Raw genomic sequence first — 13,033 nt, forward strand, 5'->3', positions numbered from 1 at the left:
CTAGTTCACCCTCAATTCACTTTTACCAAGCCGCCCTTCAGCGTCAGCATGGCGCTGGCGCTGACCTCGCCCGTGGTCTGGCCCTTCACGGTGGCGGTCAGGCCTTCGGCGGTCAGGCCCATGGTCGCCTTCAGGTCCAGGCCCATGCCGGCCTTGATGGCAGTGCCCATGCCGGATTGCACGGTCAGCGCCGAACCGGCCTTCAGCGTCGCGTCGGACCCGGCCTTCAACGTCATCGCCGCGCCGGACTGCACGTCCATGGCGGTCGACGCCTTGATGCCGATGTCGGCGGAGGTGGAGGAGATCTTGACCGACTTGCCCTTGATGACGATGTCGCCGGTGACGTCGATGGTCAGGTTGCCCTTGACCGTCAGCTTGTAGTTGCCGTCGGCGGTGTGCTCGAAGTTGGCGTTGTTGGTGTGCGTCTCGTCGCCCTTGACCGACACGGCCCGCGTGCCCTTGGAGACGGCGTGGGTCTCGTTGCCCTCCGACACCGTGATGGCGTGGTCGTTCTTCACGGTCAGCTTGCGGTCGTGGTTCACCGTGATGGTGCTGTCGTTCTCGACCGTTTCCGTCTCGTCGTGCTTGATCTTGCGGGTGACGTCGTTCAGCACCTCGACGTTCATGTCCTTCTGGGCGTGGACGTAGATCTCCTCGTTGTCCGCCTTGTCCTCGAAGCGGATCTCGTTGAACTTGCCGGTGCCGTTCTTGGAGGTCTGGGTCTTGATGGTGCTGCGCGTCGAGTTGTCGGGCAGGGCGTAGGGCACCGTCTGCTCCGCGTTGTAGACGGAGCCGGTGACCAGCGGCCGGTCGGGGTCGCCGTCGATGAAGGTGACCACCACCTCCTGCCCGACGCGGGGCAGGAACATGATGCCATAATTCTTGCCGGCCCAGTTCTGGGCGACGCGCACCCAGCAGGAACTTTTCTCGTCCTTCTTGCCCAGCCGGTCCCAGTGGAACTGCACCTTGATGCGGCCGTACTTGTCGACCCAGATCTCCTCGCCGCTCTTGCCGACGACGATGGCGGTCTGGGTGGAGTGGATGCGCGGCTTGGTCGCGGTGTTCAGGGGTCGGAAGGGCAGGTCGGGGGCAAAGCCGGTGAAGTGGGCGTTGAAATGCCCGCTCGACCCGTCGATGCGCACCGAAAGCAGGACATATTCGGCGTTCAGGTCGCTCTTGCGGTGGCCGGAGACGGTGATGCGCGTGCCGGCCTCCAGCGAGCGGCAGACCCCGCCGCCGCGCACCCGCGCGCCGGGGAAGGCCAAGGCCTGCTGGCGCAGCTTGGCCAGCGCCTCGCCTTCGGCGGAGGTTTTGTAGCCCAGCATGCCGTCGCTGATCGTGCCCTTCCCGGAGGCGCCGTCGGCCGTGGCGTAGAGGTCGGTGGAGGGCGTCTCGAAGTTGTAGCCGTCGATGCCGAAGCTCTTGGGCGTGACGCGCCGCTCCACGCTCAGGCCGGTCAGGATGGTGTCGTCGTCCTCGTGCGTGTCGCCGGCGCGGTATTCCAGCGTGTCGAGCAGGCTGCTCTTGGCGAAGGCGCTGGCGCTGTCGCCCAGCACCAGCGTGTGCTTCCCGTCCTCGTGCGTGAAGTAATAGAAGATGCCTTCCTCTTCCAGCAGCCGGGCGATGAAGTTGTAGTCGGTCTCCCGGTACTGCACGCAGTATTCGCGGGCGGCGTAGCTGCCGGTCAGGGAAGTCTTCAGATCGGTGAAGCCGGCACCCTTGCAGACCTCCTCCACGATCTCCGGAACCGTCTTTTCCTGAAAGATGCGGCAGTCGCCGGAATGGGTCAGCATCCACAGCCAGGGGTGCAGCTCCGCCTCGTAATGGGCGACGAGGCTGCGGTCGTCCACGTGGGTCAGCTCGATGCGGCCGACGACGGCGTTGATGTGGCGCTTGGTCTCCCGGTCGCCGAGCGTGATGGTGACGGTCACCGGCTTGCCGACCAGCGTGTCGAAGGCGACGTCCTCGTCCGAGGAGATCATCGTGACGCGGTAGGTGAACAGCGACGACAGCCGCTCCTCCCCCACGATGGTGCGCAGCGCCAGCGCGTCCGGCCCGAGCGGGGTGGAGATCGACAGGTACTGCTTGTCCTGGGTGAAGCGGTTGGTCATGCGACGGTCACGGCGAAGCGGCCGCTGACGTCGTGGTCCACGGTGATACACCCGACGGGCTCACCGGCGGCGACCCGGTCCAGGATGCGGATCGCCACTTCCGGCACCACGAATTCCGACAGCAGCGTGTCGATCATGCGCGCCCCGGCGTCGGAGTTCAGCGCCCGCTGCACCAAAGCCTCCACGGCGGCGTCGGTCACCGCCAGCTCGGCGCCGCGGTTGCCGGCGGTGCGCCGTTGCAGCTTGCCGAGCTTCATGGTGACAATGCGGCGGATCTGCGCCTCGCTGAGGGGGTAGTAGGGCACGACCGTCAGGCGGCCGAGGAAGGCCGGGCGGAAGCGGCGGCGCAGCACGTCGGAAATGGCCGCCAGCCCTTCCTCGCAAGCCTCGCGGATATGGCCGGCGTCGAGCGTGTCGCGGCCAAGCTCGAACAGTTCCGTGTCGCCGAGGTTGCTGGTGAGAAGGATCAGCGTGTTGCGGAAGTCCACCTCCACGCCCTCGCCGTCCTCCAGAACGCCTTTGTCGAAGACCTGGTAGAACATGTCCAGCACGTCGGGGTGGGCCTTCTCCACCTCGTCCATCAGGATCACGGAGTGCGGGCGCCGCCGCACCGCTTCGGTCAGCACGCCGCCGCTGCCGTAGCCGACATAGCCCGGCGGGGCGCCGCGCAGGGTCGCGACCGCGTGCGCCTCCTGGTATTCGGACATGTTGATGGTGATCAGGCTGTCCTCCCCGCCGTTCAGCAGCTCGGCCAGGGCGAGCGCGGTCTCCGTCTTGCCGACGCCGCTCGGGCCGCTCAGCAGGAAGATGCCGATGGGGCGGTTGGGCTCGCCCAAACCAGCGCGGTAGCCGCGCACCGAGCGGGCGATGGCCTGGAGCGCCTGCGGCTGGCCGACGACGCGCGCGGCCATGCGGTCCTCCAGGTTGGCGACCACCTCCAGGTCGTCCTTGGACATGGAGCCGACGGGAATGCCGGTCCAGTTCGACACCACGGCGGCGACCACGGCGCCGTCCACCCGGTGCGGGACCAGCGCGCCGTCGCCCTGGATGGCCTTCAGCTTCTCGGTCGCGGCGGCGGCCTCAAACTGGTGGCCGGCCTTCAGCGCGGCGTCCACAGCTTCCACGAGGTCGCGTTCCCGCCGCCAGCGCTCGTCGAGCGCGGTCTTCTCCACGGCGATGGCGCCGCGGCATTCGGAAATCTGCGACAGGCGCACGGCGTGGCTGTTGCCGGTTTCCGCCTCCAGCCGTTCGGCCTCGCGGGCGAGCACGGTGTCCTCGCGCTCCAGCGCCTCGATGGCCTCCGGCTTGGAGCTGCGGGCGATGGCGACACGGGCGCAGGCGGTGTCGAGCACGCTGATCGCCTTGTCGGGCAGCTGGCGCGCGGGGATGTAGCGGGCCGACAGCTTCACCGCGGCGGCGATGCCGTCGTCCAGCACGCGCACCCCGTGATGCTCCTCGAAGCGGCGGACGAGGCCACGCAGCATGGCGGCGGCGGCCGTCTCGTCGGGCTCCGGCACCGAGACGGGCTGGAAGCGGCGGGCGAGGGCGGGGTCCTTCTCGAAATACTTCTTGTACTCGGCCCAGGTGGTGGCGGCGATGGTGCGGAACTCGCCGCGCGCCAGCGCGGGTTTCAGCAGGTTGGCTGCGTCGCCCTGGCCGGCCGCGCCGCCGGCGCCGATCAGCGCGTGCGCCTCGTCGATGAAGACGACGGTCGGCACGGGGGAGGCGGAGACCTCCTTGATGATCGACTTCAGCCGGTTTTCGAACTCGCCCTTCACCCCGGCGCCGGCCTGGAGCAGGCCGAGGTCGAGCGTTCGGATGACCACCCCTTGCAGCGGCGGCGGCACGTCGCCCTCGGCGATGCGCAGCGCCAGCCCCTCCACGATGGCGGTCTTGCCGACGCCAGGGTCGCCGACCAGGATCGGGTTGTTCTGGCGGCGGCGCATCATCACGTCGATGACCTGCCGGATCTCGCGGTCGCGGCCGATCACCGGGTCGATCTTCCCGGCCTTGGCTTGGGCGGTCAGGTCCGTGCTGTACTGGTCCAGCATGGCCCGTCCTTCCGATGCGGACGACGCGGGCGCGGCCTCGGGCGTCGCCTTGGCGGCGGGGGCGCTGTCCTTGAGGGCGCGGACCAGCTCCGGCAGGTCGGAGGCGGTGCGCTCGCGCGGCAAGGCGAGCAGCGACGGTGCTGATTCCGTCACCACGGCGCGCACGGAATCGCAGGCCACCGCCGCCCAGAGAATCGCCGGCAGCAGGATCTGCGGGCTGTCCAGGTGGGTGACGGAGATCAGCAGCGCCGTTTCCAGCAGCTCCGGCACGCGGGGGGAGAAGGCCGGGGTACGGCTGTTGCCGCGGCGGATCTTCTCCAGCGCGGCGTTCAGCTCCGTCTCCAGCCGGCCGGCGTCCACGTCGTAGTGGCGCAGGATGCCGGCCACCGTGCCGTCCTTCAGGCGCAGCAGCGCCAGCAGGACATGCTCCACCTCCACGTCGTAGTGGGTCTGCGAGACGCACAGCGCGGCGGAACGCTCCAGCACCTTGCGGCCGTCGCGGTCGAGCTTTCCGATCAGGGACTTGATGTCGGCGGTCACGGGAAGGCTCCCTGCGATTGACTGGTGGTGGGCGGTGCGGGGTCGAGGGTCAGGCGGCCGTCGCTTTGGCTCGGACGGCCGGGCGCGCGCAGCCAGGAGGTCCAGCCGAGCAGGCTGCCCTCCCGCGGCTTGGTGGACAGGCGTGTCGGCGGCACCTTGGGCGCTTCCAGAGTCAGCACGATGCGGAAGTCCATGCCGTCGCCGGCGTGGAAGCGGGCGAGCGCGCACAGCGTCTGGTGATGGCGTCCGGTCGGCAGGAACTCGCGGTAGCGCTCCAGGCTGTCCAGCGTCAGCTCGATGGCGAAGCAGCTCTGCTGGTCCCAGACGCGGCGGCCCAGCACGACCGTCCGGCCGAGGCTGTTGTTCTGCGCACCCAGGCGGGTCTGGCTGTCCTCGCCCAGCGGCAGCCAGCGGCCGACGAAGCTGCGCACCGTCACCCGCACGCCGAACACCGCGCCGAGGATCGCCTCCAGCCCCGCGGAGGAGCGGCGCCGGTTGGCGAGGATGCCGGAAAAGGCCAGCAGCATCCGGTCGGGCGTTCCGGGCAGGCGGTTCTCAAGCCCCGGTGTGCCGATCCCAGCCAGCGCGCGCAGCACCCGGGCCATCAGCGTCTGCTCCGGGTCGCGCTCCAGCAGCGGCAGGCTGCCCTGGCGGGTCCGGTAGAAGATCGACATCAGGCGGTGGTTGAAGATGTCGTAGAAGGCCTTGCCCGCCGTGTCGCGCTTGGCGCTGCGCTCCAGCAGCAGCTCCGTCGCGACGTAGGGCAGGGGACCGGCGAAGCCCGCCACGCCCATCACGGGTGTGCGCACCACCCCGCCGCCCTCCGGCCGGCGCCTGGCCTCGACCACGTCGCTGGGCGGGAAGGCGAGGCTGGGGTCATGCTCGATCCGCACCGCCTCCTGCTCCGGGTCGATGCCGGTGCCGAGCGCCGCGCGGTCGGGGGAGGCGCGTTCCAGCAGCGCGATGGCCTGGAGGAGGTCGAAGCCCCAGGGCTCCGCCTCCAAACGGTCGATCAGAGCACTGGTTGACTGCCGGCGAGGCGCGACCATGCCTTCCAGACTCCTTCCCGCTGCACGGAGCGCAGCCGCAGTTGGGCGAACGCGTTGACGTTGATGTAGAGGCCAAGGAAGCGGCTGAGCACGCCGCCAAAGACCAGCGGGGAGGACCCGACAAAGTGCCGCTCGTCCAGGTCCACCGTCACCTCCAGCCCGCGCACGAAGCCGCGCCAAGCGTCCTGGCCGATGCGGTGCAGGACCGGGCGGGAGGATATGCCCTGGATGCCGCGCAGCTGGTGCTGGGCGCTGGGGTCCTCCGGCGCGTGCAGCATCAGGATGGATTGCAGCGCGCGCAGCCCCTCCGCGTCGTCCGTCAGGCTGAGATGATTGACGGACAGGTGGGAAATCAGCTTCCAGGCCGACGACCCGCCGGCCGGCGCGGGCCGTCCCGACGTCGGCTTGTGCAGGCACTTGATGGTGGCGATGGGGGCCGCTTCCTCGATCATCAGCACGGCACCAGCCGGCACCTGCTCCGCCAGCGCGCGGTTGGTGCAGAGCGTGCGCACCAGCAGCGTCTCGTCGGCCGGGTCGGTCGGGTTGAGGTCGAGGTGGTGCAGGCTGAGATAGACGTCGGTGCCCGGCACATCCTCCCGCTGGGTCGGCTCGCGCGCCGCCAGCCAGAAGCCGCGCGGCTCCACCTCCGCGGAGGCGTGCTGGTGGGAGAAGAGCGGGACGTAGCGGTGGTGCATCCCGTCCTCGTCGCGCAGGCCGCGGACCTCCAGAACGGAATGGATTTCGGTGGTCCGCTCCCGCATCGCATCGGCAACGACGCGGTAGGCGGTGCGCCGGTGGTTCAGCCGGATCGGCTCCGCGGTGCGGGTGAACAGGTTGACGATGGGCGTGCAGCCGAGAGCGAAGGTTTCCTTGCGCAGCGTCAGCCGGTTCGGCAGCGGGCGCGACACCACGATCAGCACGTCCACGACCTCACCCGACAGCCTCCCCTTGGGCATGGTCAGGTCGTAGAAGTCGAACTTCTGCGGGAACTCGAAATATTCCTGCAGCAGGCCATAGGCCGGCTGGGCGTGCTTGGGGTGCGGCAGAACCGTCTCGTCGGGGCCGAAGCCGACGGGGGCGATGAGATCCTCGCCGCGCAGCCGGATCGGCGGCTTGCCGGGCACCAGGAAGGCCAACTCCACCACGCCGCACAGGAACAGCTCGTGCAGGGCCGACGTCAGGATCGTCTCGCCGTCGATGAACAGCCGCAGCTTCTCGATGGGCAGGTTCTCGAAGGACTCGTTGCGCGTCTCCAGGCGCAGCCGCAGGACGGAGGCCGCCTTGGACCCGTCGATGAAGTCGTAACGGTCGGTCGGCTCCACCGCGGCGTCGGTCAGCGCCAGCGGCCAAAGCGTCACGTCGTAGGCGGTGCGGAAGCGGCAGCGCGTGTTGCCCTCCGCAATCGCGTGCAGCGCCGTGCCGCGCGGCACGGTGAAGCCGCCGGTCAGCCGGCCCTCCCCCGGGGCGGGATCCATGCGGGCGATGCCCATGGCGGGGATCGGCGCCACCAGCTGCGGGTGCAGGATGCCCAGCAACGCCTCGGAAAAGCGCGGGAACTCGCGCTCCAGGTTCAGTTGCAGGCGCCCGGACAGGAAGGCGAAGGATTCGATCAGCCGCTCGACGTTCGGGTCGGCGGCCTGGTCGGGGCCGAGCGCCAGGCGCCGGGCGATCTTGGGGTAGCTGCGCGCGAAGGCCTCGCCGGCGCGGCGGACGTACAGAAGCTCGCGTTCGTAATGGTCGAGGAGATCCTCGCGCCGCATCTCAGCTTGCCTGCTGGGTGTCGGACGGCGTGCGCGTGGCGCCCAGGCCGACATCGAACACCAGCTGTTCGGTGACGCTGCCCGCGACCACGTCGCCGGAGATGCTGGTCACCAGCGTGCCGCGCCCGGTGCCGGGGGACACGGACACCCGCGGGCGCTTCAGCCGCGGTTCGAAATCGATGATGGCCTGGCGCACCATCTGCTCCACCCGGCGCTGGTCGGTGAAGGAGGCCGCGTCCAGATGCGCGATGTCGCCGATGCCGTAGTCCAGCACGGTGCCGCCGAGGTCCGGACGGCGTTCGCCGGCGCTGCGGCTGTCGAGCAGCCGGACGATCTCGCGCTGAATCGAGGCCTTCAGGTCGGCCATCGACAGCGTGGTCATGGACGGCTCGTCGGCGCTCGGCTGGTCCGGCTCGAAGTCGATCAGACGTTCGAAGAGCAGGCTGCGCCCGCCGGTCATCGTCCTGGGTTGGCTCACGACCGAATCCCGGATGGTTGGAAGGAAGGAGGAGGTGCTTGTTGGAACGTTCGGCCCACGTGCAACCCCCTCACCCTAACCCTCTCCCCAGAGGGGAGAGGGGATGTCAGGTTGGTCAGGCGCTTTCCTTCACGCGGCCGGTCAGCAGGTTGAAGGACACGCCCATCGAACCGCCGGTCTTCTTGTTCTTCTCGTCCTGGAGCTTGTAGACCCAGTTGATCTCCGTCGCGTTGATTTCGATCGACTCGGTCGTGTCGCCTTCGCTGACGCTCAGCGAATGCTTGGCAAGCATCGGGCTCGTCAGCTCCAGGGTGAGGAACTCGACCCACTGGAAGTTGTCGTCGCTCAGCGGCTTCAGGCAGTGGATCTTCCAGACCTCATCGCTCTGGGCGCGCAGGAGGCGGCTGATCAGCTTGGGCGAGGCGAGGTCCCACTTGCGCTCCAGGGCGATGTTCTCGACCTTCGGCGTGTGGACGGTGCGGCGGGCGTTGGTGCTCACCTCCATTTCCACGTTCATGTCGTGCGACAGGGACTCGCACAGGATCATCTTCTGGTAATTCTCGACCTGGCATTCGCCTTCGATCTTGGGAATTTCAAGAATAACCATGGACATGGGCTGTCACTCCGGACGAATGGATGCTGGGGTCAGTGTTGGGATCAGGCTTCGGGCGCCGGCAGTTCGGCGACCATGCGGATCGACGCCGACAGCTCTTCCAGCTGGAAATGCGGGCGCAGGAAGACGTTGGCGCGGAACACGCCCGGCCGGCCCGGGACGTCGTAGACGTCGATGCGGGCTTCGCGCAGCGGGAAGCGGGCCTTCATCGCCTGGCCGGCATCGTCGTCCAGGAGGACGTAGTTGGAGATCCAGGTGTTCAGGTAGTTGTCGATCGTGCCGCGCGTCTGGAACGAGCCGATCTTGTCGCGCAGCATCACCTTCAGGTAATGGGCGAAGCGCGACGAGACGAGCATGTACGGCAGCATCGCCGAGATGCGGGCGTTCGCGTTGGCCTCGTTGGTGTTGTAGACCTTCGGCTTGTTGGCCGTCTGGCCGCCGAAGAAGGCCGCGTAGTCGGTGTTCTTGCAGTGCACCAGCGAGATGAAGCCGAGGTCGTTCAGCTCCTTCTCGCGGCGGTCGGTGATGGCGATCTCGGTCGGGCACTTCAGCGCGATGTCGCCTTCGTCGGTCTTGAAGGTGTGGCTCGGCAGGCCCTCGACCTTGCCGCCGCCCTCGACGCCGCGGATCGCCGCGGTCCAGCCGTACTTGGCGAAGGCGTCGGTGATGCGCGCACCCAGCGCCCAGGCGGCGTTGCCCCACAGGTACTTGGAATGGTCGCGCCCGTCGGTGTCCTCGACGAAGTTGACGCCCTCGACCGGCACGGTGTTCGGCCCATAGGGCAGGCGCATCAGGACGTGCGGCATGGCCAGCGCCACGAAGCGCGAGTCCTCCGACGCCCGGAAGGAGCGCCACTTCACCATGTCGGCGGTCTCGAAGATCTTCGCGAGGTCGCGCGGGGCGCCCAACTCGGCGAAGTTCGCCATGTCGAACAGCGCCGGGGCAGCCGCGGCGATGAACGGCGCGTGCGCGGCGGCGGCGACGTTGGAGACCTTCTCCAGCAGGGAGATGTCCTGCGGGTGGCGGCCGAACTCGTAGTCACCGATCAGGCAGCTGTAGGGCGTGCCGCCCAGGGTGCCGTATTCGGCCTCGTAGACCATCTTGAACAGCGCGCTCTGGTCGAACTCGACGGCGCTGTCCAGGTCCTTCTGCAGGTCCTTGCGGGAGACGTTCAGGACGCGCAGCTTCAGCGTCGTCGAGGTCTCCGTGTTGGACACGAGGTAGTGCAGGCCGCGCCAGGAGGCTTCCAGCTTCTGGAAATCCTCGTGGTGCATGATCTCGTTCAGCTGGACGCTGATCAGCTCGTCGATCTGCGCGATGCGCTGGTTGATCGCCTCGACCACGTCGATGGCCGACGCGTCGCCGGTCTCGGCGAGCACCTGGTCGACGAATTCGGTCAGAAGGTCGCGGGCATAGGGACGCTGGCCCTCGTCGCGCGCCATCTTGCCTTCGACCATCATGCGGTCGAGCAGGGACAGATTGGCGGCGCTCTCAACGGACGTTTCCGTGCTCACCTGTTCGCTCCGTGAATGCGGTTCAGTGGGGGGCGGGGGATCAGGCCGGCTCGCCGGCGGGCTCGCCCGCGGCGCCGTCCACAGGACCGAGGAGCTTCTTCAGCTCGTCCTGCTGCTCGGTGTTGGAAATGACGTCGTTGAGCAGGCCGTTCAGCTCGTCGTTGCCGTCGAGCTTGGTGAGGAGGTCGGATAGCTTCTGCCGGGCCTCGAACAGGCGCGACAGCGTCGGCACCTGCTTCAGCACTTCCACCGGCTGGAAGTCGTCGATGTGCTGCATGTTCAGCAGGATGTTCAGCTTGCCGCCGTCTTCCTGCAGCTTGTTGTCGACCTGGAAGGCGAGGCGCGGGGCCGTGGCGGCCATCACGTCGTTGAAGTTGTCGCGGTCGATCTCGACGAACTTGCGCTCCTTCAGCTTGGGAAGGGGCTTCTCCGGCTTGCCACTGAGGTCGGCGAGCACGCCGACCAGGAACGGCAGTTCCTTCATCTCGATGGCGCCGCCGGTGTGCACCTCGTAGGTGAGCTTGACCCGCGGCGGGCGGACGCGCTCCAACTTCTTCTGAGTGCTCTCGCTCATGATCTGACCACCTCACATGGTTGTGCGCGTCGCGCGCCGACTGAAGAGCTTCGTCATCATTCGAATGGCACCCGTCGCGAGGCCAGCCGAGATGGACCCCAATTGGACGACATCGCGGTGGAACACCTCCGTTTCGGAGGGATTGGCGTTGCGGAGGGATTGCTGGACCCGCGAAGCATCGGTTTATGAGGGAAGCCCCTCTCCCTCGATGGGAGAGGGGTTGGGGTGAGGGTGGTGCCGGCGCATGCCGGCAGGTCTTTTTTCCCGCTCTCCGAGCGGTAACAACCCCTCATCCCAACCCTTCTCCCACAAGGGGAGAAGGGCTTTTGGAAGTTGCTTTCTGTAGCCGTCAGTCCCGCAGGTGCTGGAGCAGGAAGTTGCGGGCCTCCAGCAGCTGTCCCATCCGCTCGGCGCTGGACAGCAGGCCGGTGTCGGGATGGAAGATCGGGGCCAGCGTGCGGAAGCGGCTGTTCACCGTCTGCGGGTCCAGGCCCCATTCGTGGGTGAAGCCCAGCACGTAGGTTGCCTGCCAGGGCTTGCGGATGGGCTGGCGCAGCGGCCGGAAGGCCAGCGTCTCCAGCGCCGCGGTCAGCTGTTCCAGCCGCAGGCGGCAGCGGCTCATCTCCGATTCCACGGCGTTCAGCTCGCCGGCGGTGATGAGGCGCGCGCCATCCGTGCTGCCGACGGTGGCGGCGACCCAGGCGGCCTTGCGCACCGTCGCGGCGTCGAGCGGCGCCTCATAGCGCACGCGCAGCTTCGGCACGACGCGCACGCGGCGCTGGCGCCCGCTCTTCAGCGTCACCGTGCGGTGGGACACGTCGACCGGCTCCGGGCTGCCCGGATCGGGGAGCGGGGCCAGCGCCTCCGGCCCGATCACCGTCAGGCAGGCGCGGATGAGGGCGGGAACGGTCATGCCCCGCGCCGCCGCGGCGGAGTCCACGGCGGACAGAAGGGCATGCTGACAAGGCGCGGTGATGGTGGGCAAAGGGCCTCCGGTCGGCACGGCGTTTCGCAGCGCACCGTGGGCGAAAGCGGCCGTCCGGCGGTACCGATTGTTGGTCCACATCCGGAGCCACGCCCCCGCAACTGCGTCCGTTGCGGAGCGAAGCGGTCAGCCCTTCCGGCGCTTCGCCTCCCGCACCACGTCGCGGGCCGCGGCCTCCAGCGCGTCGGTGCGGCGGCGCAGCCGGTCCTCCCGCCGCTCGGCGTCGAGCAGGGCGCCGCGCAGGCGGTCAACCTCCTCCACCAGCGACGGGGCGACGCTGCCGCGGTCGGTGTAGAACAGCCCGACCTGGATGACCTCGTGCAGGGACGTGCCCGCCGGAAGCATCCGCTCCAGCGCGGCGAGCGCCGCCAGCCGTTCGCCGGGAGAGTCGCTCCTCAGCCGGGACAGGACGGCGTGCAGGCGGGCATCCGGCTTGGTCGGCTGGCCCTTGGCGCTCATTGCTTCCCTTTCCCTGCTGCGGTCCGCGGGGATACCCCGAGGCGGCCGGCCGCCACAAAAGCGGATCGAACCAACATGGCCCAATCTTCCGGGGCCTGCCGGTGCGAAAGCCGTTATAGCCGGAATCGGGAGGCTGGCGATGCTCTACGGTTTCGGGCGCCTGGCGCTGGTGTTGTGGCTGTGTGCCGTGGGTGGGCAGGTGTTCACGCTGTTCGCCTTCCACAATGCGGTGGCGGAAGCGCACACCGCGGAAATCGCCGCGCGGGTGACGGCGCTGGCCGGCCGTGTCGCCGCCACGGCGGCGGAACGCGCGGCCATCGGCTTTCCGCTGGCCTATCAGAACGACCTGCAACGGCTGATCGAGCTGGTGTCCACCGGCGGGGGCGGCGTGCGCCTCTACGTCGTGGACCAGCGCGGCACGGTGCTGTTCGGCACGGACCAGAGCGCGGTGGGCGCTCCGGCCCCGGCGTCCTGGCTGGGCGGTGACGGCGCCATTCCGGCGGAGTCCTGGGATCTGGCCGACCGCGACGGCGTGCTGGTCGGCGTGCCGGTGGTGGACGCGGTCGGCAAACCGAGTGGGGCCGTGCTGGGCCACGCCCCGCAGCAGGACGCGCGGGTGGAGGTGCTGGCCGCGCTCCGCGAGACGGCGAGCGTCACCGTGGTCTTCCTGATCGCCATCGCCGGGCTGGCCGTGATGGGCACGCGCCTGCTGCTGTCCGACACCTGCCGCTTCATCCGGAAGCGCACGGAGGCCTATGCCGCCGAAAACCGGCTGTTGCAGGCAGACGCCTCCGCCGTCACCGCGCAGCCGCTTGCGGCGGTGCTCTCCGGCCTGCGCGCGGCGGAGGTTGAGGCCGCCCGCATCGACGACGCGCCGGCCGGCGCCGGGAGGGCGTGAG

Annotated in this window: 11 protein-coding genes; 1 reads left to right on the top strand and 10 read right to left on the bottom strand. The window is 68.7% G+C overall.

Annotated elements, in window-relative coordinates; translation table 11 throughout:
* Nucleotides 1-11: 11 nt before the first annotated feature.
* From J2851_RS00110 to J2851_RS00155, 10 genes are all read right to left on the bottom strand, one after another.
* Nucleotides 12-2,111: a type VI secretion system Vgr family protein gene (locus J2851_RS00110; RefSeq protein WP_209762101.1), complete on the bottom strand. Its 2,100-nt coding sequence runs from the start codon at nt 2,109-2,111 to the stop codon at nt 12-14.
* Nucleotides 2,108-4,702, bottom strand: coding sequence for a type VI secretion system ATPase TssH (gene tssH, locus J2851_RS00115; protein ID WP_209762103.1), 2,595 nt, complete (start codon nt 4,700-4,702; stop codon nt 2,108-2,110). Before tssH ends, J2851_RS00110 begins: the two co-directional genes overlap by 4 nt.
* Nucleotides 4,699-5,751 (bottom strand): type VI secretion system baseplate subunit TssG, encoded by a 1,053-nt coding sequence (gene tssG, locus J2851_RS00120; RefSeq protein ID WP_209762105.1) that lies wholly within the window; start codon nt 5,749-5,751, stop codon nt 4,699-4,701. The genes tssH and tssG overlap by 4 nt, the downstream gene beginning before the upstream one ends.
* Nucleotides 5,715-7,511, bottom strand: a complete 1,797-nt coding sequence (tssF, locus tag J2851_RS00125) for a type VI secretion system baseplate subunit TssF (RefSeq protein WP_209762107.1) — start codon at nt 7,509-7,511, stop codon at nt 5,715-5,717. Before tssF ends, tssG begins: the two co-directional genes overlap by 37 nt.
* A gap of 1 nt (nt 7,512) precedes the next feature.
* The gene (gene tssE, locus J2851_RS00130) at nt 7,513-7,989 is read right to left on the bottom strand and encodes a type VI secretion system baseplate subunit TssE (protein ID WP_209762109.1); all 477 of its coding nucleotides are present in this window, start codon (nt 7,987-7,989) and stop codon (nt 7,513-7,515) included.
* Nucleotides 7,990-8,104: 115 nt separating this feature from the next.
* The gene (locus tag J2851_RS00135) at nt 8,105-8,602 is read right to left on the bottom strand and encodes a type VI secretion system tube protein Hcp (RefSeq protein WP_209762111.1); all 498 of its coding nucleotides are present in this window, start codon (nt 8,600-8,602) and stop codon (nt 8,105-8,107) included.
* 44 nt (nt 8,603-8,646) lie between these two features.
* Nucleotides 8,647-10,116, bottom strand: coding sequence for a type VI secretion system contractile sheath large subunit (tssC, locus tag J2851_RS00140; RefSeq protein WP_209762113.1), 1,470 nt, complete (start codon nt 10,114-10,116; stop codon nt 8,647-8,649).
* Between the two features lie 40 nt (nt 10,117-10,156).
* A complete protein-coding gene (gene tssB, locus J2851_RS00145; RefSeq protein WP_209762114.1) occupies nt 10,157-10,690 on the bottom strand; it encodes a type VI secretion system contractile sheath small subunit in 534 nt (177 codons plus the stop codon).
* A 349-nt stretch (nt 10,691-11,039) separates the two neighbouring features.
* Nucleotides 11,040-11,603: a hypothetical protein gene (locus J2851_RS00150; protein ID WP_211114175.1), complete on the bottom strand. Its 564-nt coding sequence runs from the start codon at nt 11,601-11,603 to the stop codon at nt 11,040-11,042.
* A gap of 198 nt (nt 11,604-11,801) precedes the next feature.
* Nucleotides 11,802-12,134 (bottom strand): hypothetical protein, encoded by a 333-nt coding sequence (locus J2851_RS00155; protein ID WP_209762117.1) that lies wholly within the window; start codon nt 12,132-12,134, stop codon nt 11,802-11,804.
* 139 nt (nt 12,135-12,273) lie between these two features.
* Between J2851_RS00155 and J2851_RS00160 the strand changes: the two genes are divergently transcribed.
* Nucleotides 12,274-13,032, top strand: coding sequence for a hypothetical protein (locus tag J2851_RS00160; protein WP_209762119.1), 759 nt, complete (start codon nt 12,274-12,276; stop codon nt 13,030-13,032).
* The last annotated feature ends 1 nt before the right edge of the window (nt 13,033 follow it).

The organism is Azospirillum rugosum (genome assembly GCF_017876155.1).
GTDB lineage: Bacteria > Pseudomonadota > Alphaproteobacteria > Azospirillales > Azospirillaceae > Azospirillum > Azospirillum rugosum.

Bases quoted from the DNA above. Each gene is read 5' to 3' on its own strand.
- tssG (WP_209762105.1), bottom strand. From the start codon at position 5,751: ATGGTCGCGCCTCGCCGGCAGTCAACCAGTGCTCTGATCGACCGTTTG.
- tssF (WP_209762107.1), bottom strand. From the start codon at position 7,511: ATGCGGCGCGAGGATCTCCTCGACCATTACGAACGCGAGCTTCTGTAC.
- J2851_RS00110 (WP_209762101.1), bottom strand. From the start codon at position 2,111: ATGACCAACCGCTTCACCCAGGACAAGCAGTACCTGTCGATCTCCACC.
- J2851_RS00150 (WP_211114175.1), bottom strand. From the start codon at position 11,603: ATGACCGTTCCCGCCCTCATCCGCGCCTGCCTGACGGTGATCGGGCCG.
- tssB (WP_209762114.1), bottom strand. From the start codon at position 10,690: ATGAGCGAGAGCACTCAGAAGAAGTTGGAGCGCGTCCGCCCGCCGCGG.
- J2851_RS00135 (WP_209762111.1), bottom strand. From the start codon at position 8,602: ATGTCCATGGTTATTCTTGAAATTCCCAAGATCGAAGGCGAATGCCAG.
- J2851_RS00155 (WP_209762117.1), bottom strand. From the start codon at position 12,134: ATGAGCGCCAAGGGCCAGCCGACCAAGCCGGATGCCCGCCTGCACGCC.
- J2851_RS00160 (WP_209762119.1), top strand. From the start codon at position 12,274: ATGCTCTACGGTTTCGGGCGCCTGGCGCTGGTGTTGTGGCTGTGTGCC.